At 58.6% G+C, this 24,422-nt stretch carries 19 protein-coding genes; 4 read left to right on the top strand and 15 right to left on the bottom strand.

Annotation, left to right across the window (positions count from 1 at the left end; all coding sequences use genetic code 11):
* The first annotated feature begins 89 nt into the window (after positions 1 to 89).
* Positions 90 to 2,315 (top strand): PAS domain-containing protein, encoded by a 2,226-nt coding sequence (locus LAP85_15570; GenBank protein ID MBZ5497822.1) that lies wholly within the window; start codon positions 90 to 92, stop codon positions 2,313 to 2,315.
* 135 nt (positions 2,316 to 2,450) lie between these two features.
* On the opposite strand, the gene LAP85_15575 is transcribed toward LAP85_15570, so the two are convergent.
* From LAP85_15575 to LAP85_15635, 13 genes are all read right to left on the bottom strand, one after another.
* Positions 2,451 to 2,786, bottom strand: coding sequence for an STAS domain-containing protein (locus LAP85_15575; GenBank protein ID MBZ5497823.1), 336 nt, complete (start codon positions 2,784 to 2,786; stop codon positions 2,451 to 2,453).
* Positions 2,787 to 3,057: 271 nt separating this feature from the next.
* Entirely contained in the window at positions 3,058 to 3,714 is a 657-nt protein-coding gene (locus LAP85_15580; GenBank protein MBZ5497824.1) for a Crp/Fnr family transcriptional regulator, read from the bottom strand.
* A 242-nt stretch (positions 3,715 to 3,956) separates the two neighbouring features.
* On the bottom strand, positions 3,957 to 5,042 hold the full coding sequence (locus tag LAP85_15585) for a site-2 protease family protein (protein MBZ5497825.1): 1,086 nt from the start codon (positions 5,040 to 5,042) through the stop codon (positions 3,957 to 3,959).
* Positions 5,043 to 5,240: 198 nt separating this feature from the next.
* The gene (locus tag LAP85_15590; GenBank protein ID MBZ5497826.1) at positions 5,241 to 6,545 is read right to left on the bottom strand and encodes a PAS domain S-box protein; all 1,305 of its coding nucleotides are present in this window, start codon (positions 6,543 to 6,545) and stop codon (positions 5,241 to 5,243) included.
* Between the two features lie 33 nt (positions 6,546 to 6,578).
* Positions 6,579 to 9,587, bottom strand: coding sequence for a PAS domain-containing protein (locus LAP85_15595; protein ID MBZ5497827.1), 3,009 nt, complete (start codon positions 9,585 to 9,587; stop codon positions 6,579 to 6,581).
* Positions 9,588 to 10,141: 554 nt separating this feature from the next.
* Positions 10,142 to 10,615 carry a PIN domain-containing protein gene (locus tag LAP85_15600; GenBank protein MBZ5497828.1) on the bottom strand — a complete coding sequence of 158 codons (474 nt, stop codon included), beginning with the start codon at positions 10,613 to 10,615 and terminating at the stop codon, positions 10,142 to 10,144.
* Positions 10,612 to 10,881 carry a DUF2191 domain-containing protein gene (locus tag LAP85_15605; GenBank protein ID MBZ5497829.1) on the bottom strand — a complete coding sequence of 90 codons (270 nt, stop codon included), beginning with the start codon at positions 10,879 to 10,881 and terminating at the stop codon, positions 10,612 to 10,614. The genes LAP85_15600 and LAP85_15605 overlap by 4 nt, the downstream gene beginning before the upstream one ends.
* 130 nt (positions 10,882 to 11,011) lie before the next feature.
* Entirely contained in the window at positions 11,012 to 11,272 is a 261-nt protein-coding gene (locus tag LAP85_15610; protein MBZ5497830.1) for a hypothetical protein, read from the bottom strand.
* Between the two features lie 3 nt (positions 11,273 to 11,275).
* The gene (locus tag LAP85_15615; protein ID MBZ5497831.1) at positions 11,276 to 11,620 is read right to left on the bottom strand and encodes a nucleotidyltransferase domain-containing protein; all 345 of its coding nucleotides are present in this window, start codon (positions 11,618 to 11,620) and stop codon (positions 11,276 to 11,278) included.
* The gene (locus tag LAP85_15620) at positions 11,523 to 12,203 is read right to left on the bottom strand and encodes a hypothetical protein (protein MBZ5497832.1); all 681 of its coding nucleotides are present in this window, start codon (positions 12,201 to 12,203) and stop codon (positions 11,523 to 11,525) included. The genes LAP85_15615 and LAP85_15620 overlap by 98 nt, the downstream gene beginning before the upstream one ends.
* A gap of 135 nt (positions 12,204 to 12,338) precedes the next feature.
* Positions 12,339 to 12,998, bottom strand: coding sequence for a Crp/Fnr family transcriptional regulator (locus LAP85_15625; protein ID MBZ5497833.1), 660 nt, complete (start codon positions 12,996 to 12,998; stop codon positions 12,339 to 12,341).
* Between the two features lie 197 nt (positions 12,999 to 13,195).
* Complete coding sequence (locus tag LAP85_15630) at positions 13,196 to 13,846, bottom strand: response regulator transcription factor (GenBank protein MBZ5497834.1); 651 nt, start codon at positions 13,844 to 13,846, stop codon at positions 13,196 to 13,198.
* A 12-nt stretch (positions 13,847 to 13,858) separates the two neighbouring features.
* Positions 13,859 to 17,671: a PAS domain-containing protein gene (locus tag LAP85_15635; protein MBZ5497835.1), complete on the bottom strand. Its 3,813-nt coding sequence runs from the start codon at positions 17,669 to 17,671 to the stop codon at positions 13,859 to 13,861.
* A 1,041-nt stretch (positions 17,672 to 18,712) separates the two neighbouring features.
* Between LAP85_15635 and LAP85_15640 the strand changes: the two genes are divergently transcribed.
* The 3 genes from LAP85_15640 (at position 18,713) to LAP85_15650 (ending at position 22,064) form a co-directional block, all read left to right on the top strand.
* Positions 18,713 to 19,639 (top strand): YihY/virulence factor BrkB family protein, encoded by a 927-nt coding sequence (locus tag LAP85_15640; protein ID MBZ5497836.1) that lies wholly within the window; start codon positions 18,713 to 18,715, stop codon positions 19,637 to 19,639.
* Between the two features lie 41 nt (positions 19,640 to 19,680).
* Complete coding sequence (locus tag LAP85_15645) at positions 19,681 to 20,757, top strand: AI-2E family transporter (GenBank protein MBZ5497837.1); 1,077 nt, start codon at positions 19,681 to 19,683, stop codon at positions 20,755 to 20,757.
* Positions 20,758 to 21,359: 602 nt separating this feature from the next.
* On the top strand, positions 21,360 to 22,064 hold the full coding sequence (locus LAP85_15650) for a hypothetical protein (GenBank protein ID MBZ5497838.1): 705 nt from the start codon (positions 21,360 to 21,362) through the stop codon (positions 22,062 to 22,064).
* A 98-nt stretch (positions 22,065 to 22,162) separates the two neighbouring features.
* Here LAP85_15650 and LAP85_15655 read toward each other — a convergent pair whose 3' ends face one another.
* A complete protein-coding gene (locus tag LAP85_15655) occupies positions 22,163 to 23,233 on the bottom strand; it encodes a phosphatidylserine synthase (protein ID MBZ5497839.1) in 1,071 nt (356 codons plus the stop codon).
* A gap of 174 nt (positions 23,234 to 23,407) precedes the next feature.
* Positions 23,408 to 24,373 (bottom strand): hypothetical protein, encoded by a 966-nt coding sequence (locus LAP85_15660; protein MBZ5497840.1) that lies wholly within the window; start codon positions 24,371 to 24,373, stop codon positions 23,408 to 23,410.
* Between the last annotated feature and the right edge of the window lie 49 nt (positions 24,374 to 24,422).

The raw sequence follows: 24,422 nt of genomic DNA on the forward strand, positions 1-24,422 counted from the left end.
CAACATTCCGGGCCGTTATCTTCGAGGATGTCCAGCGCGCACCCCGTTCCGCCTCGGTTGCACCCGAGACGAGCCCCGAAGAACCGCTGGTGAACCAACTCGAGGCCGAGGTGAAGGCCCTGAGAACCGAGCTCAAGATGAACGCCGAGGACTTCGATACCGCAAGCGAAGAGCTCAAGTCGGCCAATGAAGAAATCATGTCCATGAACGAGGAACTCCAGTCGGCCAACGAAGAGCTGGAGGCATCCAAGGAGGAACTGCAGTCGCTCAACGAGGAGTTAACCACGATCAACGGCCAATTGGCGGAAAAGCTGGCGGATCTCACCACGGCCAACAACGACCTGGCCAACCTGCTGAGCGCCACGGAAATCGCCACGGTTTTCCTGGACGGCAAGTTGAGGATCAAGCGATTCACCCCGCGGGCGACGACGCTGCTGAACCTGATCCCGGCTGACGTCGGACGGCCATTCGGTCATATTTCACCAAATTTCTCCGGCGAAGAGCTCGTCGCCGACGCGGAGAAGGTGCTTGGGACCCTTGCCGCAGTGGAAAAGGAAGTTCAAGCGCGCGACGGCGGTTGGTACACGGTTCGAGTCTTTCCCTATCGCACGGAGGACAACCGCATCGATGGAATCGTCATTACGTTCTCGGATGTGACGCGTCTGAAGCAGGCGCAAGGCAAGCTGCAGTATCAGAAGGCCTACGCCGAAGGCATCGTCGAGACGGTCCGGGATCCACTGATCGTGCTGGACAGCCGGCTGCGCGTCATGTCGGCCAATACGGCGTTCTACCAGAGGTTCCAGATCAAGCCGGAGGATGCCGTAGGGAACTGCATTTATGATTTGGCCGACGGGCAATGGAACACGGAGCGCCTGCGGCTCCTGCTGGGGGAAATCATCCCGGAAAAGGCTACGTTCCAGGATTTCAGGGTGGAGCACGAGTCCCAGGAGGTTGGCCGATTGACGATGCTTTTGAGCGGCCGCCGCATCCTGCCAATCGGCGGGATGCCGGAGCGCGTTCTCCTGACCATGGTGGATATTACCGGCCTGGAAAGGGACCGCGAGGAACTTCGCGCTCTGAACGCGGATCTGGAGCAACGGGTCGCGGAACGCACCGCCCTGGCGGAGCGCCGGGCCGACCAACTCCGGGAATTGGCATTCCAGTTGACCCAGACGGAGCAACGGGACCGGAAGCGCCTGGCCCACGTGCTGCACGACGACCTGCAACAGCTTTTGGTTGGCGCGACGTTCCAGCTCGAAGACGTGCGTTCGTGCACACAGGGGGGAAAGTCACGGGAGTCGCTCGACAAGATCAAGGACCTCCTCGATCTGTCGATTGAGACCTCCAGGGCCTTGACGGTGGAGTTGAGCCCACCCATTCTCTTTGAGGCGGGGCTGAGCGCCGCGCCGCCCTGGCTGGCCCGCCAGATAAAGAACAAGCAGGGGCTCAATGTGCAGACCGATATTAATGCCAGAGCAGAGCCGGACGAAGGGGGTATGTCTGTGCTGCTGTTCTCCGCCGTGCGCGAGTTGCTCCTTAATGTTATCAAGCATGCCAGGGTGAAGTCGGCTCGCGTACAGCTCGACCGCATCGACGACGAGCATATCCGGATTGTGGTCACTGATGAAGGGGTCGGTTTTGACCCGGCGAAGCTGCGTGACGCCGAAAACGGGGAAGCCGGCCTGGGATTGTTCGGCATCTGTGAGCGCCTCGAACACGTCGGCGGCCGATTGGACATCGATGCTGCCCCCGGCCGCGGCACACGCATGATCATGATTGCGCCTTTGCGCGCGGAGCGGAAGGCGCTGGCAACGACCGCCGCTGCCCGCCCAATGGAGGCCGGCGTTCCCGGCACTCGGGCAACATCAGATGCCGCCGACGGAAGAGTGGACGCCTCCGGCAGAAAAATCCGCGTGCTCCTGGTCGACGATCACACCATCGTCCGCCAGGGACTGATGGGATTGCTGAAGCAGGAAGCCGACCTGGAGGTAGTCGCCGAGGCCGGTGACGGGCAACAGGCGATCGAGCTGGCCCGTCGCCACCGTCCCGGAGGTGGTGGTCATGGATCTCAGCATGCCGGTCATGAACGGCATCGAGGCCACCCGGAAAATCATGGCGGAACTGCCCGGCACGCAGGTCATCGGCCTGTCCATGTACGAGGAAGCCGATCAAGCAGAAGCGATGCTCGAGGCCGGGGCCAAGGCTTATTTGAGCAAGCGCGGGCCTACGCAAGACTTGATCGCCGCCATCCGCGCCGCCGCGGCATCCAACAAATCCTGAGCGGTCAGCCCCAAAATAGCCTGGGGGCTGCGTGAGCCACGGGCGCCGTCACCTCTCGCAGTGTGCCTGGCATTCGTCCGCAAGGAGTCCATTCAACGCATCCATGGCCATGCCCGCGCGCCAAGGCGGTCACATGCAGCTCATGCAAGTAAGAAGCGGCAAGTGTTCCGTTAATGTATGCCGACAGCTGCCTGCTCGTTATCGTACACCTGAAATATCGTCAAGAGCCTGGTGATTGCCAGAATCTCCCGGACCTTGGCGGTCAAATTCAGGAGTTTCAGCTGCCCTCCCTCCTTAGCAACTGTGGTGAAGGAGCTCACCAGCTCACCAACGCCCGAGCTGTCAATGTAGTTTACTTCGGCCAAGTTGAGGACGATCTTCTTCACTCCGTTGTGCAGCAGATCTTTGATCGTGCTTCGAACGACCATGGTTCCCTGGCCAAGGATGATCTTGCCGCTGATATCCAGAATGTGAACGTCTCCGACCGTGCGTGTGTGAATGTTCATGAATCCCTCCCTGACTAGCTCGTGCCTTCTTTGCCCAGAACCTGTTGATCCCCTCTGAGGCGCACCTCATACCAAGTCCCTGGCCGACAACCCTGGGCACAGACTTCTTATACAACCAGGGGCCATTGCGTGTCTGTTCCCTATTGCTCATGCACTTGGTCAAAATGGCTCATCACGGTCAAGCAGGGAAACTATGGTGCGGGGCCTGTGGAAATCACCGAGGGTTCGACATCAGGCCTGGGGGAGCCCATCGGAGAATTTGGAGGAGCTCCTAGTCGTGCAGGACTACGCTGAGGAGGCCGCTATGGACTGCCAATCCAGTGGTATCATAGTCAATAAAGCCGAGCTTCCGGAACTTGTTCATGAAATGACTGACCCGCGCCCGGGTTGTGCCCACCATTTGCGCCAGCGATTCCTGATCTACCTTGGGCAGCACGATTTCGGTTCGGCTTTCCTTGCCAAAATGAGCCAGCAGCAGGAGAATCCGAGCCAGACGCTTTTCGCTTGAGTTGAATAGCTGGTCGACGAGATCCGCCTCGTATCGGATGTTGCGGGAAAGCAGATGCTTGACGAATAGTTCCGCGACGTCGTGCTTTTCGTGAAGCATTCGCCCCATTAGCAATTTCTCGATCTTGTCCAGCGTGCAATCCGACAATGCGACAGCCGTTGCCATACGCAACGGTTGGCCGGCAAGGCAGCCCTCGCCGAAGAACTCACCGCCGTCAAGAATGGCGACGATCGCCTCCTTGCCCTGTTGGGATATGACCGAGATCTTTACCTTGCCTTGCCGGATGTAGAACAAGGCATCCGCAGGTTGCCCTTGCTGAAAAATGTTGTGGCCCATTCCGCATTCCAGAACGGTCTTCCCACGGAAGATACCGGTGAAAAGGGCTTCCCAATCGACCGACTGGTTTTTCTTAAGAGCCATAAGAACCTCTTTGATTGCCGATGGTGCGCCAAGCATAGGAGACAATTAACTTGGGGTGCTGTGTCCCGCACAACTGAGTTACGCTCGATTCTTCAGAGGCACAATTATTTTAGCCCGAACAGAGCTGGCAACCAAACAGATAAGATGCCCGGATCGACGGCGCACCGAAGTCGGGCGTGAGCTCGCGATAGATATCGCCGGGATCGGCTCCATCTGCGCCGTGATCTCCGCCGCAGACCCTGCTAGCCCCCCAGTTCCTGCAAGGTGCGCAGGAAGGTGATGACGTCTTCGCGGCTTAGCATGCCGACCACCTGGCTGTCGGTCATCACGGGAAGCTGGTTCACCCCGTCGCGATCCATCTGCTGGAGGGCGGCCCACAATTCCCTGTCCGGGCTGATGCGCATCAACCTGTCCAGCGGCAGCATGACTTGGCCGGCGCTCGTCGTCGCCCACTCGCCTCGCGGCACTTCCTTTATCCGGTGCAGCGTCATCAGGCCAATGGTGTCTGCGCCGCGATTGACAAGGAAGCAGCGCTGCCCGCCGCCGAGGATGTGTTCGTCCACCAACTGTTGCAGCGTCAGGTCCGCGGGAACTGCGGCACAGCGACTGCTCATGGCCTGCGATACCTTATGGCCGGCCAGCAATCCCTGAAACATCACTTGCTGCGCCTGCGTGGCAGCGGCGTTGTCGAGAAACCAGCCGATGAAGGCAATCCACAGCCCTCCACCGAGGTTGCCGGTGAACATCTGCCAGACGCCGAGAAAGATGAACAGGAAACCGAAGAACCGGCCCACATTGGCTGCGATAAGCGTCGCGCGACGCATGTTTTTCGTAACGGCCCACACGATGGCGCGGAACACGCGACCACCGTCAAGCGGATAACCGGGAATCAGATTGAAGAGCACCAATGCAAAGTTGATGTAGGCCAGGTATTTCGCCAGACCCAACAATGGCTCGATGCCGGCTGCCACAGGTTTCAGCACGGAAAACAGCACCGCGAGGGCAAGACTGACGACCGGCCCGGCGATGGCAATCCAGAACTCAGCGATGGCGCTGGGTGGCTCCGACCCGATCTGAGCGACCCCGCCGAAGATAAAAAGCGTGATTCGGCGCACGGGAATCCTATACCGGAGCGCCACCACGGAATGCCCGAGTTCATGAAGCAGCACGCTCACAAACAGCATGATGGCCGTCACTGCGCCCATGAACCAGTACAGCAGCGGCGGCCAGTTCTTGAACTCGGAGGGATAGTAACTGCCGGCCAGCATCCAGGTGAGCAGCGCAAAGATCAGGAACCAGGAATAATCCAAGCCAATCGGGATTCCCATGATCCTGCCTAATGGAATAGTTTGCCGATGCATGGGTTTTGTCCTTTCGTGTTGGAGAAATTCACCAATTCCGTGGCGGGCGGCCAACTGTGTCCTTGTTGGGCGAGGTGGCGTTCAGGCGTCTTCGTCATCAGCGCTGCCATGGAAGTGTTACGGCGCCTACTCTAACCGGGCCTGGTCCTGATCTGCGCCAGGACGCTATTCGTTGTCCACGGGCAGATCCAGGTGAAACCTCGTCCACTGCCCCGGCTCGCTTTCACAATGCAACTCGCCGCCATGCTCCTCCACAATCCCATGGCTGATTGCCAGCCCCAGCCCCGAGCCCTTGCCCGGCGGCTTGGTTGTGAAGAACGGGTCAAACATCTTCTCCTGTACTTCCCTTGAAATTCCTGTTCCATGATCTTCCACCGTCGTCCGGATCCACGCTTTTCCGTCCTTCTGGAACACCTGCGTCGTCACCCGGATGATTTTGTCCGGATCGCACGCCGGATACTTCTCGTCCAGGGCGTCGCGGGCGTTCGTGAGCAGGTTCATGAGCACCTGCTGAATCTGCTGACTGCGGCACTTGATCCTCGGCATGTTCTCGGGAACGTCCAACTCCAGAGTGATCTGGTCGCGCGGCATCACCGTGTGGATCAGGGACAACGTGGCCCCGATAATTTCGCGGATGTCCGCCGGGCTATGAGACTGCGCCTCGTGCTGGGCGAAGGTGAGCAGGGCGCGCACGATCGTTGCCACGCGTTCGGTTTGGCGCATGATCTCCGAAGCGTATTCGCCCAAGGGGCTGGACTTGTCTATCCTGGCCGAAATCAACTGCGCGAAACCCATGATTCCGGTGAGGGGGTTGTTGATTTCGTGCGCCACGCCGCAGGCGAGCGTCCCGATGGCCTCGAGCTTCTGCTTGAGCCGCAGGTGCGCTTCCATTACCTGCCGCTCCTGCTCCAGGCGCTTACGTTCGTTAATGTCGCTCATTGCGACGCGGCACGCAGGGGCTTCGCTCTCACCGCCCTGCACCATGGTCGCCTCCAGCCGCGTCCAGAATTGGGAGCCGTCCTTGCGCTGGATTCTCACCTCGCATACCTGCCGCGCGCCCGTCTCAAAGAGTTGCTTGCGGTGCAGATAGTAGACGTCCTCATCCTCGCGGACGATAAAATGGGTTATCGGTTGCTTGACCATCCGGCTTCTTTCCATGCCCAACAGGTTGGCGGCGGTGAGATTCGCCTCCAGGATCAGCCCCTGCTCGCTGAGGGTCAAGTAGCCGACAGGGGCCAGATCGTACAGGTCGAAATACCTCGCGCGCGACGCTTCCAGTTCCACCTGCGTCCGGCGCAGTTCCTCGTTCTGCATCTCCAGTTCGATCTGGTGCACTTGCAATTCGTGGAGCAGGAGCCATCTGTTCTCCGGCGCGAGGACGCCCAGGTCGGCGGATTGTTTCTGCAACCGTTCCTCCGCCCGCTTGCGCAGGTCGGCAGTATTGTTTCGACTCGCGCAATTCTCAGCCATCGCTTACCTCCTGTCTTTTTTGCGGGTTCCCGGTCATTGTGCGTGACCTGATTTCTGAAGCGTTTCTTCCGCGCGCCGGCGCGCGGAGAGATCGAAAGTTACGATGACTACCCTCCAACCCGGCAGCGCCAGGGGCACGGCGCTCACATCCGTCCAGACGACGCTGCCATCTTCCTTTACGACGCCTGTTTCGACGTGAGGCACCGGCCGCTGCTCCCGCTCCGCCCGCGCGCCGGCAAACTCTTCCGCCGGCATCGGCGTGCCATCCGGCCTTAGAAACCTATGCCGCGTGGCATCGCCCCCGAGCAGACCGGCGCGGGTCACATCCAACATCGTTTCCAACGCGGGATTGACATAGACGATCTTGCCTTTGGCGTCGAGCACTGAGACTCCCACCGGCAATATCTGGAACAGGGCACTGAGCTTCTCCTGGCTCTCGCGCAGCGCCGTCTGCAGCTCTTTCTGTTCCGTGATCTCGACAAAAGTCAGCACCGCGCCCTCGATGACGTTATCCAGCGTGCGATAAGGCTGGATGCGCATCTGGTACCACTGTCCCTCCTGGGTGCGCACTTCAGCTTCCATGGGGGTCAGCGTGTCCAGCACCTTCCGCGCGTCCGGCACCAGCCGGTCATAGCCCTTGAGCCGGGAGACGATGTCGCTCACTGGCCTCCCGATATCAGTCTGGATTAGGTTTATGATGCGCGTGGTCGCCGGCGTAAATCGTCGAATCCGCAGTTGGTGGTCCAGAAAGAGGGTGCCGATGTTCGTGCCGGCCATCAGGTTGTTCATATCGTCGTTCGCCCGCGAGAGCTCTTCGATCCTTTGTTGCAGTTCCGTGTTGACCGTCACGAGTTCCTCGTTGACCGATTGCAGTTCTTCTTTTGAAGTCTCCAACTCTTCGTTCGTGGATTGCAGTTCTTCGTTCGAAGACTGCAATTCTTCGTTGGTGGATTTGAGTTCTTCGTTGGTGGTTTCGAGTTCCTCGATGGTGGTGCGCAGGCACTCGCCCTTGGTGCGCAGTTCCCGCTCCAGCGTGAGGACGCGCTGCTCCTGGTCGCTGATGGGCGCGGCTGCCCCTGCCACCGCCGGGCGATCGGGGGTCACGTCCTCGAAGATGACCATGAGCAGGCCCCGCGCCGCCTCCGGCTTCACCACGGGCTGGACGATGAGATTCACAACCGAGGTGTCTCCGTTGGACTTTACCTGCAAGCCGTCGTAGCGGACGGGCGCCTGCAGGGTGAGGGCCTTGCGCGCCGCCGCAGTCAATTCCATCCGCAGCCCCTGGCGCGCCATGTGCAGCAGATTCAAACTGGCATCCCCCGCGGCCGGCTCCAGGTATTTGCCGGTGTGGCCGTGGATGTAAAGCACGTCGAACTCGGCGTTGATGAGCACGCTCGCCGGGACATACTCTTCCAGCAAAACCTGTTCCGCCAGATCACGAGCGCCGCCGGGATGCGACGGCGCGCCCGCAGAACGTGCCCGTCTGACGGCGTCCTCCGCCGCTAGAGGCGGCGTATAGGGGGCAAGGGCGGCACGAGGCGTTACCACACCTTTGCGTTGATAAATCTTCCACTTTTTGTCCACGCCGCCAAACAAATCCATAAACTCGCCGATGGTCTCCGAGTTGCCCAGGAAGAGATATCCGTCCTGATTCAACGCATAGTGGAACAGGCGCAGGATCTTTTTCTGCGCCTCGCCTCCAAGATAGATCAGGAGGTTGCGGCAACTGATCAGATCGAGTCTGGAAAAGGGGGGGTCCTTGAGCGCGTCTTGCTCGGCAAAGACCACCAGATCGCGGATGCTCTTGCTGATGTGATAGGAATTACCGCCCTGATCCTGGGCAAAGAACCTGGCCAGCCGTTTAGGCGAGACGTCGGCGGCAATGCTGTTGGGGTACACGCCGGCGCGGGCTTTTTCAATGGCCTCGGCGTCGATGTCGGTCGCAAAGACCTGCACCTGGAAACTTTGTTTCAGCTCGTCCAGATATTCCCGGATCAGGATAGCGAGAGAGTACGCTTCTTCGCCGGAGGAACAGCCGGGTACCCAGATGCGCACACTCCCGCCCGGTATCCCGGCAAAGAGGCGGCGGATGACGTGTTCCTGGAGCGACTCGAAGGCTGGCGGGTCCCGGAAAAAATTGGTGACGCCGATCAGCAGTTCGCGAAAGAGCGTTTCCACTTCCAGCGGAGTTTGTCGCAGATAACGGACGTAGTCTTCGAGGCGGTCAATCTGGGCGAGGGCCAGGCGCCGCTCGATGCGGCGGTGGATGGTGTTCCGCTTGTACAGCGAAAAGTCGTGTCCGGTCTGGGCGCGCAGCAGAATGAACACCTTCTGCAGGATGTCGTCGTCGTTGGGGGTGGGAAGGATCATGGGTTTCGGCCGGTAGCCAAAGGCGTGCTGCACGTAGACGATCAGTTGCTTCGGCATACCGTCCGGAGGCAGGACAAAGTCCACCAGGCCGGTGGCAATGGCGCTGCGGGGCATCCCATCGTAGGCCGCCGACTCTGGGGCCTGGACCATCGCCATGCCCCCTTCGCCCTTGATCGCTTTGAGCCCCAGCGTGCCGTCGGTGCCGGTGCCGGAGAGCACGATGCAGATCGCCCGCTCATGCTGGTCTTGGGCCAACGAGCGAAAGAAATAATCAATCGGCAGGCGCAAGCCGCGCGGCGCACTCGGCTCCAGCAAATGCAGCTTACCGTTGATGAAAGCCATGTCCCGGTTGGGCGGAATGACGTAAGTGCAGTTGGGCTGCACCTCCATCCCGTCCTCAACCTTGTAGACTTGCATCTTGGTATACCGCTTGACCAGGTCCATCAGGATGCTCTTGTGGTTGGGATCGAGATGTTGCACCACGACGAATGCCATCCCGATTTCCTTGTCCGTGGGCATCGCAGCAAAGAACGCTTCGATAGCGGCCAGTCCACCGGCAGACGCGCCTAGGCCGACGATGGGAAAGCTCGCCTCCGGGCAGATGCTCGAATCTGCCCCCTCGGCAGGTTCCGTTTCTACCGGCGCCTCATTCGGCGTGACCGGTCGCTCCATTTCGGGCGACGGGATTTCTTGCTTCACACTCGGTTTCTTCTTTTTGGTCATTCTCGCTCTCCGGTAAAGTCATACGGTGCCAAGATGACAGCCGTTGTCCACCGGTAGGTCCAGGTGAAACCTGGAAATATTTGGAAGTGGCTAGTCCGAATTGAATGCATTTCGGGTCGCAGGCTGGGCACGACCGCCGGTCAGCTTCTGAGATAAAATGTAAGTCAATTTCGCTGGGCCGCTCCGGAGCCTCCGAATTCACCAGCGAAGCGAATTATACACCGGAACTGGTGCTTGAGTTCGAGTTATGTGCACGCATCCACTCTTATTCGGGTGGATCACACGGGCTTGTTTGCACATAATCTCAACCAGCTCCAATCAGCGGATTCCTCGTGCGGACGCCCTGGAAGCGGGAGAATTCGCGATCGGCTGTCCAGATTTCTCTGTTGCCATGGTCGCAGCAGGTCGCCATGACACGCGCATCGTGCACGATCGGACCCATCGCCTTTCCGATGCTCAGGATCTCTGCGGCAAGGGTCCGATCGAGTGAGCAGTTTTTGTGGTTAGGCTGAGTTTCTTGACCCTACAGGATGAGTTCTGGAGGGCTGCTTTTCGAGGGGATTTACATGTTTGACGCCGTGGAAGCGCTTGAAATCATGATCACTGGAATATATTTCGCAATCGAGTTCGAGGGCAAGGGCGGCAAGATGTGCATCGGAGGTCAGATTTCCGGCCGTGCCGGAGGAGCGGAGCAGATTGCGCAAAATGAGCCAGTGTTTTTCGCCGGGCACGACGGTTTGGACGTAGGGCTGTGCCAGCCACGAGTCGAGGTACTCGAGGGCAGCCTCGGGAGAGAGGGGATGTCTCACGACAGCCGGGTGGGTTACGATTCGAAGGAATGCCAGGACCACACCCCATGTCAGGCCGACGTGATCACTGCTCGACAGGACCTTCTCGAGCCATCGCCGCGCGGCATCATGATGGGGCGATGCCGAATCGATCGCATAAATCAACAGGTTGGCGTCGATCAGAATCATTTTCTAAGCCGAAGCTTGCCGGCAATTTCCATGGTTTCGATTTCATCGGCCAGCCGCAACGCCTTGTCGATGTTGATACCCGGGAGCACTCCGCCCAGGGACGCGGGCTTGATCTTGTAGGGTCGGCTTTTCGGCAAAGCGTGCTCCGCTTGAATCCCGGCTTGCAAGGCGCAGTTGACAACCTCTTTGAATGATTTGCCGGACTGGTATGCCTTTTTACGAAGCGCATGCGCCAGCCGGTCATCGATGGTCAGTGTGGTTCGCATGCTTACATCATAGCACACAAATGCCAGACATCAAAGCATCATCGAAGTTCGCAAGTTCATTACAACACGTCTGTCTCATAGAACGAGAAAACCGGAATAGGACGGCGCACCCATACGCGGGCATGCCGGCTCACTCGAGGGACAGGCCGAAAGACTCGGGGTGCTCGAGAACCGCCTTAATCGCGGCGGCGAAGGTGTCGAAATCGCCGAGATCGTTCTTAAAGACCCCTTCCAGCGCCCTGCGCAGATAGAATTGCGCGCGCACAAAGTTTTCTTCCTGCGCAAACTCCACGTCCGGCAACTCCCCCAGTTTTTGCAGCATCAGCCTATCTCTGGCTATGCCGTCGAGCCGGGGAATGACCGACTGACTCTTGATCGATGGTGGCGCCATACCTCAGATCCTTTGCAGCACCGCCTCGTTGAAATTATCGAGATGCGGTTTGAAATCCGCGTACAGGATCATGACTCGCTCTTCGAATTCGTATCGGGCGTCCTCAGAAGAGGCAAAGAGGAGCCGGCCATGCCTGATGGCGTCCGAACAGATTTCCAGGCCGGCCAGTTGCAGGAAGACGATATCCATGATCGTGTCCGGGAAGGCATCGGTCAGGAGGTCGTACAGTTGGTTGTAGGCCACGAACGAATCAGCACTGACTTTCCGCAGGTCTCGGAATACGATCCCGAAATCGAGGTCGCTCAGCGGGTGCGCGCAGCCCTCGGCCACGGAGCCAAAGACGTACACAAGTTCCACTCCCGCCGACTTGAGCCTGTCTTCTGTTTGATGCGCGATCTCCAGATTTATCATTTGATTGGAACGTACACACAAGGAGTCTAAACGTCAAGGAGCATCGTCTGCGTCCGGCCGGCGACGCAGGCGCGGTGTAGCTGAAAAGAAGCGCAAGCGCGTCGATGAGCGCCTTCGGTTTGGTGAGATCCGCGTCGATGGCGAGCGCGTCGTTCTGATACAGGAGCGCGCGGCGCGGCGTCTGGAAGAGGATGTTGTCGCGGGGGTAACCGGCCTCGAACTTGCGGCGGACCTCGCGACGCAGGTCATCGTGGATGTCCTTGGCTTCCCAAAAGCCGTGGGTCAGGCGGAAATCGTCGACCAGGGCGCCGTCGACGCGCAGGGGCATCCGGCGTTGGCGGCGGATTTCCCATTCCGGCACCAGCGTCCAGTCATGCTGCCGGGCGCAGTGAGAGAGCAGGCTCTGAAATGCGGACCGGACCGCCGATTCGTGCCGGACACCCAGTTCCTCGAACTGGCGCAGCGCCGCGTGGTAGTTCTGAACCGGCTTGTGCGCCGGCTTGAGTTCCAGCTTCCGCATCAGCGCTTCTTTCCATGCGAGTGTGACGTGGTCGAGGTTAGCGCAGGGAGGCAAGCAATGGCAAGCGATTCAGCGTGTCAGGATCGGGCGAAGACGGCGTCGGCCGGCCTGGAAAATAGCCTCCTGGCATCGAATCTAGTCGTGCAGGACTACGCTCAGGAGGCTGTTGTTGACCGTCAACCCGCCGCTGTCGGCGTAATCGATAAAGCCATGCTGCCTGAACTTATTCATGAAATGACTGACTCGCGACCGGGTAGTGCCTACCATTTGTGCCAGATCATCCTGACTGACTCTGGGAACCACAGGTTCGGATCGGCTTTCCTTGCCGAAATGAGAAAGCAGCAGGAGAATCCGAGCCAGACGCCTTTCACTCGAGTTGAAAAGCTGATCGACAAGATCCGCTTCATATCGGATGTTGCGGAAAAGCAGATGGGAGACGAAAACTTCCGAGATGGCATGCTGATCGTGGAGCAGGCTCGCCAGCTTCTGCCTCTCGATCCGGATAATCGTGCAATCTGTCGTCGCGCTGGCTGCCGCCATGCGCAACGGCTGACCTGCAAGGCATCCCTCGCCAAAAAACTCACCGGCGTTCAGAATGGCAACAATCGCTTCCTTGCCCTGTTTGGAGGTGACTGCGAGCTTCACCGCGCCTCGTCGGAGGAAAAACACGGAATCGGCGGGGTCTCCTTGCCGGAAGATGTTGCGGTTTGCGCTGTATTCTTTAACGGTTTTCCCTTGGGAGATTCCAGAGAGGATGGTCTCCCAATCGACAGGCTGACTTTTGTTATCTGCCATGACTACCTCGTTCTGTATGCCACAGACCCATCTATGGCATGGAAGAGGATCGGTTTTTGGTTCTCCGCCTCCCTATATTTTATGTTCTAAAGTGTTTGTTGCGAACTGGGCAGTCGCCTAGTTTTCAAGGAAAAGGAGCCTGGCAATTTGGGACCGGCATTCGTCAGGGACGATGCCGTTTTCGATGGGATCTCGCGTTAAGAAGAGCGTTCGGCGGGGATGATGCGATGCTCGATCGCATAGCGAGTGAAGTCCGCAACGGTGTGCAAGTTGAGCTCTCGGGCGAGCGTCGACTTATGAAACTCCACCGTCTTTATGGAAATGTTCAAGATGGACGCAATTTCCTTGCGGCTCCGCCCTTCGGCCACCAATTGCAGAACCTCTCGCTGGCGAGGAGTCAGGCGGTCCGAGGGCTTGCCTCCCGGTGTCGCAGACGAAATCAGCAGCTCCAGGGCGTTCCGGGTCACGAGCGGGCTTACATAATGATGGCCCTTCATCACCTCGCGGATGGCGATCTTCAACTCGGAAGCCGCCGCGCGCTTCAAGAGGTATCCCATGGCGCCTGCCCGAAACGCTGCCGCCACATAGTCGGAGTCTGCATGCATGGTAAGAAAGATCAGCTTAGCCGAAGGCAGAAGCTTCCGGAGCCGATGTGCCGCGTCGATGCCATTCAGAGCCGGCATGGAGATGTCGAGGAGAATAATATCGGGTTTCAAGGTCTTCGCCGCGACCAGAAGCGACTGGCCATCTTCCACGCTGCCTACCAGCTCAAACTCCGGCTCCAGCATGAGCCGGATTCCCTCGAGCATCAGAGTGTGGTCGTCGGCGAGCAGCAACCGGGGGCGCATATCATCTGCTCCTCAATTCAGCGGTATCCGAATCATGATGGCAGCGCCGCGGCCGGGTAGCGTCACCAGCGAGAACTCTCCCCGGACCAGCCGCACGCGTTCCTGCATGCCGATCAGTCCCAGCCCGCCTTTATGCTGCACTGAGTGGATATCAAACCCAACGCCGTGATCCCGAATGGAAAGGGACAGCCGTTTCGAACCTCCGGTAAGTCTGATTTTCACCGATGTCTTGCCCGCGTGCTTGGCGACGTTGCGCAGAGCCTCCTGAACGATCCGATAGAGAGAGCTTGCAGCCTCCGGTGGAATTCGCGCCGGCACTCTGCGCGCCGTGAACTGGACCGGGAGGCCCTCGCGCTCGGAAAACTCCCGGCAGTAAGTACGTATCGCGACGGCGAGGCCGAGGTGATCGAGGGTCGAAGGATGAAGCTGGTAGGCGATCCTGCGGAGGTCATTGGAGAGCGTGCCAATTCCATCGCGGATCGCCAGCAGCCGTCTCTTCCCGTCCATCAGATCGGGAGGAAGCTGCTGGTCGAGCGTCTCCACATCAAACTGCAGCTTGGCCACCTTTTGGCTCAAGTCGTCATGCAGCTCCCTGGATACGCGGCGGCGCTCTTCCTCCTGGGTGTTGAGCAGGCCTGCTGTTAACGCGCGCAATTCCTCGCGGGTGCGCAGCAAGGCTGCTTCACTGTCGTGCAAGGCAGTTTCACCAACCCGCACACTGCGCTGCAGTCGTTGCCGTTCTTCGACCAGGACGTGTTCTGCTCGTTTCTGAGCGGTGATATCCTCCACTGCGACGAGGATCTGATTTTCGTCATCGGGATGGATCCTGCGGGCATGGATCGCTACTGTCCTCCTGCCTGATATAGGGTACTCCTGCTTAAACTCGAGAGGTTCAATCGATTCCCGGTTCGCGGAGAGCCGCGCTAAAGCAGTCTGCAGGCCGGGCAGGTTCCACTGTTGCCCGCGCACCTCATAGAAGACCTGATTCTCGACGTCGGCGGGCCGCAGACGGTACGACTGGAAGAAGGCGCGGTTTGCCATTCGAACCCGCAAGTCGCTCCGCAGCACCAGGAGAGGCGTTTGAACCGACTCGACGACCGACTCGGCGAACTTGCGCGCCGAGTCGGCTGCAATCTGCGCGCGCCGAGCCTGGTCGATGTCCACCAGGACCAGCACCGCGCCCTCGACCCGGTTGTCTCCCGTCCGATACGGCCGAACGTGCAGAAGGTGCCAGCATCCCTGGCGATCCAGCAACTCCGTTTCTTCCGGGTTGAATGTCTCGAGAACCCTCCGTACCCTCGATTCCAGGTCGTCCATGCTGAGCCGCGTCTGAATGTCCAGGATCGGCCGGCCGATGTCGCCGGGTTGAAATCCGAAGAGGCGTTCGGCCGACGTCGTGAGCCGCCGGATACGGAGCTCGTTGTCGATCATCAGCATCGGCATCGATGCGCTTTTCAGCAGATTCGCAAGATCGTCGCTGAGCTTGCCCAGTTCCTGAATGCGGTTCCGTAACTCCTCGTTGACCGTGTTCAGCTCTTCATTGCTCGACTGCAGCTCTTCCTTCGAAGTTTCCAGTTCTTCGTTGATGCTCTGCAGTTCCTCGTTACTCGACTGGATCTCTTCATTCGCGGAGGTGAGATCTTCGTTGGCCGCATCACGTTCGTTGATGATGGATTGGAGCCGCTGCTCGGTCAGGGTAAGCTCCTCCCGGAGCCGCTCCAGTCCGGCGGAGCCGGCTTTGGATTTGCGGCGTGACCTCGTGCTTCCCGATGGTTCGCGTGGCTGGCCGAGCCGCTCCTTTGCGCGGCTGAGGAACAGGACGAGAAAACATCGGCCATCACTCGTTGGGGCGGTAAGGCGACGCACTTCCAGCCGGACGGCGCCGATCTCGCCATCCCCGCTCTTCTGTAGGACGGTCGATTGGGCCGGGCCCGCTTCGCTCTTTGCTTTCGCGAGGAGCTTTCGCAACTCGCCCCTAATACACTCCCGTGCCATTTTGAGGAGTGACAGCGTGGCCTGTCCCGGAGCGAGGCGCAAATACGGACTTGTGTCCCCGTGCGACTGGAGGATTTCGAAGCTTTCGTTCACGATCACCCAGGCCGGCCCATACTCGGACAGGACGATGCGCTCGGCCTCTTTGTCAAGCTCTGCCTCGAATGACCTCTCCTTGCCGATCGAGGGTGCGTGGGGGGGAAGACTTGGTGGCTGCTCGCTGACGAATCCACGGCCGATGAGTTCCGCGTGGACTCGAGCGGTTTTTCTGGTGAAAAACTTGTGACGCTTGTCGACGAGTGAAAACAGGCCCGGGACGTTGCTCAGGCTCTCCGCAAGGCCCAGCATCAGGTAGCCGTTCGGTTGCAGCGCATAGTGAAATGTAGCGGCCACCTGGCGCTGCAGCGCAGATTCGAGGTAAATCAGAAGGTTCCGGCAGCTGATCAGGTCGAGACGCGAGAAGGGCGGGTCCAGGAGCAGGTTCTGGCGCGCGAACACGCACATTTCACGAACCGACTTAAGGACCTGGAAGCCGTTCTCCACGCGCGCTAAAAAGCGTGCCCGCCGTTCCGGCGAGACGTTGGCGACCTGGTTCTCCGCGTACGTGGCAGTACGAGCCATCACAATCGCCTGTTCGCTGAGGTCGGTGCCGAAGATATGGATCGGGACCGGCGCGGGACACTTCTCGTTCGCCTCGATCAGGCACATGGCGATCGAGTAGACCTCCTCTCCTGTGGAACAGCCGGGCACCCACACGCGCAGCGGCAAGTCGCTGGACCGTTCCTTCAACAGTCGCGGCAAGATATCTTTTTCGAGGGCCAGAAAAACCTCGGGATCACGGAAAAAGCTGGTGACATTGATCAGCAGGTCCTCACACAACGCCAACAGCTCCGTAGGATTGGATTCCAGATCAGAAATGTATGCCTCCAGACCCTCATGGCGCCGCTGGATGATCCGGCGAGTGATGCGCCGCCGGATCGTCGCACGCCGGTATCCGCGAAAGTCCACCCTGGTGGCCGCTTGTATGAGCGCGAAGATCCGGTTCAGTTGAAACTCGTCCCCGGCGTTTTCCTGGGGAACAGCCACCGGCTCGCGTCCGACCAGGGAAAGGTGCCGTACAATCCTTGCCAACTCGGCCGCGATCTCTTCTGGGGATAAAATCAGGTCGACGGTTCCGGCCGCGATTGCGGTTCGCGGCATGTCGGGATGTTTGGCCGAACTCTCGCTTTGAACGATGGCAATGCCGCCATCGGCCCGAATCGCCTGCAGGCCCAAAGCCCCATCGGAATCCGCGCCGGACAGGATCACCCCGATCGCAATTGTTTTCTGGTCCACCGCCAGGGAGCGGAAGAAGTAATCGATCGGCCTGGGTGCGCCACGCTCCTCCGGGCGAGGTTCGAGTTCCAGGACGTCGCCCGTAATGCGCATCAGAGTATTGGGCGGGATGACATAGACATGGTTGGGCTGAACCGGCGTGCGGGGTTGAACCTCCATGACCGGCATCGCGGTCGTTCGCGACAACAACGAGGCCAGCATGCTGGGATGCTGAGGAGCAAGATGCTGGATAAAGACGAAAGCCATTCCGGTATCGGCGGGAAGGTGTTGCAGGAGCTGCGTGAATGCCTCCAATCCTCCGGCGGAAGCGCCGACGCCGACGACAGGGAGAGGCGCCACTTGTAGCGGATCCTCTTCATCGGAATCCTGTATCAAGGGAATGCGGTCATCCTCCGAGCCCGTTGCCGGCTCATGCTCCCGATCCCGCGCATCCGTCGTCGCCCTGGACAGGTGTTCCGCGTCGCGGACGCGCCGCGACGTGCGTTTGCTCTTTGCCATCCGTGCCGTGCTCCTCACGAGCGTGCAGGCGTTTTCTGCAGTGTGCCAGAACCGCCCATATTATCCATCGCGTCCAGGTGCCGAGTCAATCGAAGCGCGCGTATGTGGGCAGGAAATACCCGCAGCCATCGCCCGTTGCTTCATCCAAATTGCTCTCTTGGCCGGGAAATCCTAGGGGTTTTCCCCATGCTAACCGGGCACCTGCCTAGTTCCCATGCGGGAAAGGCAGCCTTATAAGGGAGCGAGCACGGGTTGATGCCTTCTCACACGCGGGTGATTCGGGAGGTAGCCATGGCACAGGTTCTGCGGCAGTGGCAAGAAAAGCAAGTGATCTGCGTTTGCTGTGTGTGCGGAGAGGCACGTGACGATATCGCAGCGGATGGCGCCTGGTACAGCCTGAAAGCACACCTGAGTAGATACGGAATTCAGGAACAGGATCTGATGTTTACCCATACGTTCTGCCCTGGTTGCTTCATGCACTATAAGGAACTGCTTGGCCTGGTACCCGAGCGGCGCGCTCGCTGGGGGCTCGCGGGGGTCGGACCACGCGAAATAGTTGTACAATCTGAGGATGCCTCCGTGAGAAAAGGGGAAAGATATATATAGCCACGGCAGAGGATGGCTCCTGGTACGTGAGAGAAAATCACACCGGGTATGCAAAAACCTAAGATTCAGAAAAAGACCTCAAAAAATGACGCCAAGCCCCAGTTTAAGAAGTCCGGTGCAACATCAATTCAATTATTTAACAAATAAGCGTGGTCCGTACCGAACTGACACGCGAATTATCCCAAGGGTATAAGAGTAGTGTTAGTAGTTGCCAAGCAGGAACTGGCGGATAGCGGACCCGAGAAGCATGAACGGATTCCCCTTGCTCCGGTAGTCGGAGGACTGGCGTTGGTTGGAGGGGTTATCTTGCTGGTCGTGGGCGCGAGGCAAGAAGCATAGCGGGGATCACCGATCGGAGAGGTTTGAGCGATCGTTGCACCAAACCTCACCGGAAGAGAGGTGGTTCATATGAGCCAGGCGGGCGCGATTCAATGGATGAAACCGGGTCTCTCGGCGGTATCGACGGCATCAGCGAACATAAAGGCCGTCTGGGCCCTGCTCAAAGAGTCGTGCTTTGCATGGTTCCAAGACAATGCACCGAGCATGGGTGCAGCGCTGACATTCTACGCAATCCTCTCGCTGGCCCCAGTCCTGATTGTCGCAACAGCGGTTGCGGGTCTGGGATTTCCGCAAAAAGCAGCTGAGGCTGAGGTCTTACGTCACATTCAAGCCCTGGTGGGTGAAACGAGTGCCAGGATTCTTCAGACTGCCATCCTAAGCGCCAATCGGCCCGCGCTCGGCACCATTGCCAGCACGATTGGCGTCGGAACAATGTTACTCGGCGCCTCAGGCGCCTTCGTTGAACTCCAGGACGCGCTCAATAAGATCTGGAATGTTGAGCGGAAATCAGGAAGTATCCTGCTGAGCGCGATTAGACAGCGATTTTTGTCATTCAGCCTGGTCCTAGGCACGGGCTTTCTGTTGCTGTTGTCACTCGTCTCGAGCGCCGCGCTGGGGGCCGTGGGAAGATTGATGGGACATCTACTTCCTTGGCCCGTGTTTTTTTTGGTATCGGTCGATTTTCTCTTCTCTTTCGGTGTGATAACCCTGCTGCTCGCTGCGATCTTTAGACTGCTGCCAGACACGGAGATTGCCTGGAATGATGTGTGGATCGGCGCGGCAATTGCGTCACTTCTTTTCACGACCGGCAAGGTGCTGATGGGGTTGTATCTCGCCGAGTCCGCCGTAGCCTCAGCGTACGGGGCAGTGTCATCCCCTCTCGTTGTCCTTGTCTGGGTCTATTACTCGGCACAGATTCTTCTCTTTGGTGCGGAAATCACGCACGTCTACGCCAACAAGCACCGCTCGCGAGTTGAATCGGCCTCTCGCACAGCGAGTCCCGGTCGAGGGGAGTCGACATGATATCTCATCACCTCACCCGGATTGAGCACTAATGGATCGTAATGTTCAAACATGGTCTTGATCGTCGCGCGGCGAGTTATACCTGGACAGTGCTGTTTATTCTATTACTGCTGACAGTGGTCTATCTCATTCGAGAGACTCTATTCGTCTTTGCGCTGGCGCTGCTGTTTGCCTATCTGCTACGGCCATTGGTCCACTATCTCGATCGCCGGCTGCCAGGGCGATCCAGGGCGCCGGCCCTCGCCATCGTCTATTTATCCCTAGTCGGATTGCTGGTTGCAGTCGGGATTGCAGTTGGCTCTCGAGTCGTGCTGGAGGCGCACGCACTTGCGATGAGGATTCCGGAACTCCTTTCCAGACTCGAAAAACCGGTCGCACTGATCGCGTCACCATCCCTTCCGACGTTTAAGGAACTGGTGATCTCGACTCTGCAAAAGCAGCTCGTTGAACATTCGCGAGACCTTCTATCACTCCTGCCCAATATAGCTTTGGGCTTTTTGTCACATGCCGGAAGTCTTATTTACATCGTGCTGGTGCCGATCCTGGGCTTTTTCTTCTTGAAAGACGGCCCGGAGTTTCGCAACTCCATATTGGAGATGCTCGCCGAGGGATCTCGACGCGACGAGATCAAGGAAATTGCGGCCGACGTGCATTTGTTGCTTGCCCAGTACATGCGAGCCTTGGTGCTGCTGGCGGCAGCGGCGTTCGCAGCCTTCGGGTTGTTTTTCACTCTAATCGGCGTCCCTTATGGAATCCTGCTGGCGGCCATCGCCTTTTTTCTTGAGTTTATACCTGTTGTAGGGCCCCTGGTGGGAGCGGTCGCCATCCTGATGGTTGCCGGATTGAGCGGGTTTCAACATTGGCTTTGGATTCTCGTATTCCTGGCCGTGTTCCGCATTTTCCAGGATTATGTCTTGTCGCCCCACCTGATGAGCAAAGGCGCGAAACTACAACCCGTGGTGGTGATCTTCGGAATCCTCGCGGGCGGACAAATTGCAGGAATCCCCGGAATTTTTTTGTCTGTGCCTGTTTTGGCGACCCTCCGAATCGTATATCGGCAACTGAAAAAGAAACTCCTCGCCTCCGCGCTCGACAGGCCGGGGATCGGAACTGTTTGAGCTTCGCGGAAGATGGCGAGCCAGCGGAACGCCTGGGCTAATTGCTGCAATTCCCATCTGCCCCAGGCTGCAATTCGCGCTCCTGAACATGGTGAGCAATTGTGACCAAACGTATGAGCCGTTTTGAACTGACACCCGAAATGTCTCTAGAGTATTGAGGTAATGAGGGGCGGCATACCACGTGAAGGGTCGAGGAGAATCTCAGCCAATTCAGCCGGGAACAGACATGGAAACAACGCGCCGCCTCGACCACCAGCCCGTGCTGCTGGTAAGGACTCTGACGGGAGGTCGCCAATGACAGTGCGTTATGGGCCGGCCTTCGCTCCCGGTGCAAGTGATTGGCGGGCACCGACTTCTTCGTGTAACCCCTGGAGAGAGGGCGCGGTGCTGGGTTCATGTATAGAATAACTGTTGTACTTGCCTGCATCCTCTTGTTGCGGGCGCCGGGCACTTTATGCCAGGAACAGTCCGCGCCTCTCTTTTCTCTTCCGTCATGCGACGATTCCCGCAGAGGCTTCTCTGATCCGTTGCACACGATGGATAAAACGTGCAATCCCCCCGCCGTTCTGGCATCAGCGGGGCCGGCGCGGGGGCTTCTTATCATGGATTCGCACCTGTTTGCCAGAGGCGATACGCAGGCAGCAGGTGGATCTTCCAGCGGCGCCCAACGCCAGGGCAAGAAACCCAGCCAGGATCATTCATATCTGATCGAACTTTCGTCGGCGAACTGGCACCCGCTATCCCATGCTGAAAAATTCGGACTCTTTTGGCGGGACCTGCTGCACTGGGAAACGCATGTCTCGCTGGCTCTGGACGCGGGTGTATCATTGGCCACCAACGATCGGCCCTTTCTCGGAAGGGGCGGCTATGGCTTCCTGCGAAGGTATGGGTTCAATATGGCTGACGAGGCAAACGCTACGTTCTTTGGGGCATTCCTGTTCCCCAGGTTCTTTCACGAAGACCCGCGCTACATACCAATGGACCACGGCACCAAGCGAGCCCGCATCGCATACGCTCTCAGCCGCATTGTCATCACGCGCAATGATGCCGGCCGTTCGGAGTTGAACAAATCCCTGATCCTGGGGACCGTTGTCTCTACCGCAATTTCCAGCGCTTACTACTCCCCTGTTGGGGGATCTACAGGTGCCGGCGTAATATTCGCCAATGCTGGTATCAGCCTGGCATCGGATGCAGGATTCAATTTGTTCAAGGAATACTGGCCCAACGTGTCGCGCAAGCTTAGATTGAACCTGTGGATTAGAAATCTTATCAAGTCCTCGGTCCGAGACACGATCAGAGTCTATTGACGGATGAGGGACAAAGGATCGCCAGCAACACTGCCAGGCGGATGACTGCGGGCTATCCTGGTCAATGAGGCTTACGGAACATTTGTCGCCGCCTATTATTAAGACTCCTGCAGGGATTCTTTCACCATCTCTTCGACACGCTCCTGGACCGCTTCCTTCACTGCTTCCTTGACCGTTTCTTTCACTTCTTGCGGATTCAGACTCGCGCTCCCGGTCTGCTCCGCCGCCTCTTTGAGCGCCTCTTTCACGATGGGATTCAGCGGCGACAGCTCCTTGACCAGCTCTTTTATGATTTGTTTCAAGTTGCCTTCGGACTGCTGGTTCTCTTCGACTGCGCTCATCGCCCAATCTGTTTCAAAAGTTTTGATTAAACCGTTCACCACGTTCGGTTCACTAACAATAACGCCGACTTCGCGGCGCGAGTCCAGTTCGGCCACGCGCAGGCTCTGGCTGCCCAGAAAGGCCTGACGGCGGTCGCGGATAATCGTGCGCGTGTGCAAGCGCAGCTTGGCGAGATTCCGGGCTTCCAGACCAGGGTTTTGCTTGCTTACGCGGCCGATGACTTTGATCTCCACCCCCGCCTTCGACCGCTCGCTGAGTACACCCAGCATTCCCGCATCGGCGATCTTCGGGTCGTAGATGAGCAGCTCCTTCCTGGCCTTGCGGATAAACGCGCCGAGCACTTTGCGGGCGTTGGCGGGACTGACGACAAAGGTGTCTAGTGTCGGTGTATAGGGTTTCCGCGTGGTATCGGCCTCAAATAACTTCACCGCTTCCTGGATGAACTTGGCGTTCCTGGTGACGATGCCGAAGCCGCGACTATGGTCGATATCAAGGTGGGTGAAGTTGAAGGACAGGACGTAGAGCAGTCGACGGTCGATAATCATCAGCTTGTCGTGATAGCGCACCAGATCGTCGGCGGTCCGCGAAACGGCGACGCCCACTGCGAGCAGACGCATCTCGAGCTTGCGCAGGTTTATCTCGCCGCCCCGGTTGGTGTAGGCGATCAACGCGTGCACCGAAACGCCGCGGCCGACCGCAGCCTTCAGCCCCGCCTCAATCTCGGCGCGGTCGAAACGGAAGATTGCGATCTCGATGCTTTTCTTGGCGTTTCGGATTCCCGAAAGCAGCGCCGCGATTCCGTCGCCAGGTTGGATTAACAGTTTCATGGGCGCTTCACCAGGTGGTCAGGCCAAGTCTTAGGGATCGGAAGCGTTCCACCTCTATTAGGCTCGGTAAACGCTGGGGGGCTCAAGCTGCGACGGCACAGTCAGGCCAACACCGCACTCCTTCCCAGCGACTGAACCCATGGCACAGAATCCGGAGTGCAGCGGATGGGTCGGCTATAGCTTCTTCAGCGCCTCGATGCGCTGCATCACTACCCTGGTATAGCCCTCGACCTCGGCGGGCGAGAAGCCGGCGGCGCGGAAGCAGTCACGGATCTGCTCGGAGGAGAACTGGCCGAGCCGGCTGCCGAGCCAGCGTGCGTCCGCGATAGGAATATGCTTGGCCACACTCTCCATCCGCGTGCGGAAGCGGTAGTTGGGGAAATTGATCATGGTAAGTATGAAGGGTCGGCTGTGCATGACGAAGTCCACATATCCGGGCGTGACCTTTTCGATAAACTTGGTTTCCGCGTAGTCCTTCATCACGTCCTTGCTGCGGCCGAAGGGGTTGCCGGTTCTCCCAAGACTGGCGCCCAGGTCGGCCACCTCATAACGGGGCTCGCCGCCCTCATCGAGAACCTTGTTGTTGATTTCCTTCAAGTCCCAATTGTTGATGAGCGCCATCATGACACGAAGGCCGTTGAACTCGCGCGTGCCGACAAAGGGGTTATCGTACCAGCTCCAGTTCTTCAATTCCTTCCCGCCGCCGTGGCGCTCCAAACGCGCCTCGCGGACAACGCCGCCGTCTGACACGTACTCCTGACCGCGGGAGAGCGGTTTCATACCTTGTACGTGGATTTGCGGCCGGTAGTAGTCCTCGTCGGCAAAGTAACCCGCCGCCCACACGAGGCGCGTCGCAGCAGTTTCCGACTTCACCTCGGGGCCGAGTTTCACCTTCCACTTGGTGCCGTTTTCATCTTCGACCTCAAACTTGGGTGAAGTTCCGCTCTGAGATTCCTCGATGAATTTAAAGTTGGTCCCGGGCTGATGATTTTTCCCCCCCGGCCCGTATAGGAGGTCCAGAGCCGAAACGTCGCCGCGGTCGCGCCACAGCGCGCCGGCGGTCCCGGCCGGCTGAGCGAAGGCGGGCAGCGTCAGAAAAAGAGCAAGAATGATGAAGAAGATCCTCTTGTGATCTCGCATGGTTCCTCCTAAAAAAGGAGCAGTCCTATTCCTTGGATTACCGCACAGC

It is taken from the genome of Terriglobia bacterium, assembly GCA_020072565.1.
Taxonomy (GTDB): Bacteria; Acidobacteriota; UBA6911; order UBA6911; family UBA6911; genus JAFNAG01.

Bases quoted from the DNA above. Each gene is read 5' to 3' on its own strand.
- LAP85_15575 (MBZ5497823.1), bottom strand. From the start codon at position 2,786: ATGAACATTCACACACGCACGGTCGGAGACGTTCACATTCTGGATATC.
- LAP85_15580 (MBZ5497824.1), bottom strand. From the start codon at position 3,714: ATGGCTCTTAAGAAAAACCAGTCGGTCGATTGGGAAGCCCTTTTCACC.
- LAP85_15585 (MBZ5497825.1), bottom strand. From the start codon at position 5,042: ATGGGAATCCCGATTGGCTTGGATTATTCCTGGTTCCTGATCTTTGCG.
- LAP85_15590 (MBZ5497826.1), bottom strand. From the start codon at position 6,545: ATGGCTGAGAATTGCGCGAGTCGAAACAATACTGCCGACCTGCGCAAG.
- LAP85_15595 (MBZ5497827.1), bottom strand. From the start codon at position 9,587: ATGGAGCGACCGGTCACGCCGAATGAGGCGCCGGTAGAAACGGAACCT.
- LAP85_15600 (MBZ5497828.1), bottom strand. From the start codon at position 10,615: ATGATTCTGATCGACGCCAACCTGTTGATTTATGCGATCGATTCGGCA.
- LAP85_15605 (MBZ5497829.1), bottom strand. From the start codon at position 10,881: ATGCGAACCACACTGACCATCGATGACCGGCTGGCGCATGCGCTTCGT.
- LAP85_15610 (MBZ5497830.1), bottom strand. From the start codon at position 11,272: ATGGCGCCACCATCGATCAAGAGTCAGTCGGTCATTCCCCGGCTCGAC.
- LAP85_15620 (MBZ5497832.1), bottom strand. From the start codon at position 12,203: ATGCGGAAGCTGGAACTCAAGCCGGCGCACAAGCCGGTTCAGAACTAC.
- LAP85_15625 (MBZ5497833.1), bottom strand. From the start codon at position 12,998: ATGGCAGATAACAAAAGTCAGCCTGTCGATTGGGAGACCATCCTCTCT.
- LAP85_15630 (MBZ5497834.1), bottom strand. From the start codon at position 13,846: ATGCGCCCCCGGTTGCTGCTCGCCGACGACCACACTCTGATGCTCGAG.
- LAP85_15635 (MBZ5497835.1), bottom strand. From the start codon at position 17,671: ATGGCAAAGAGCAAACGCACGTCGCGGCGCGTCCGCGACGCGGAACAC.
- LAP85_15640 (MBZ5497836.1), top strand. From the start codon at position 18,713: ATGAAACCGGGTCTCTCGGCGGTATCGACGGCATCAGCGAACATAAAG.
- LAP85_15645 (MBZ5497837.1), top strand. From the start codon at position 19,681: ATGTTCAAACATGGTCTTGATCGTCGCGCGGCGAGTTATACCTGGACA.
- LAP85_15650 (MBZ5497838.1), top strand. From the start codon at position 21,360: ATGGATTCGCACCTGTTTGCCAGAGGCGATACGCAGGCAGCAGGTGGA.
- LAP85_15655 (MBZ5497839.1), bottom strand. From the start codon at position 23,233: ATGAAACTGTTAATCCAACCTGGCGACGGAATCGCGGCGCTGCTTTCG.
- LAP85_15660 (MBZ5497840.1), bottom strand. From the start codon at position 24,373: ATGCGAGATCACAAGAGGATCTTCTTCATCATTCTTGCTCTTTTTCTG.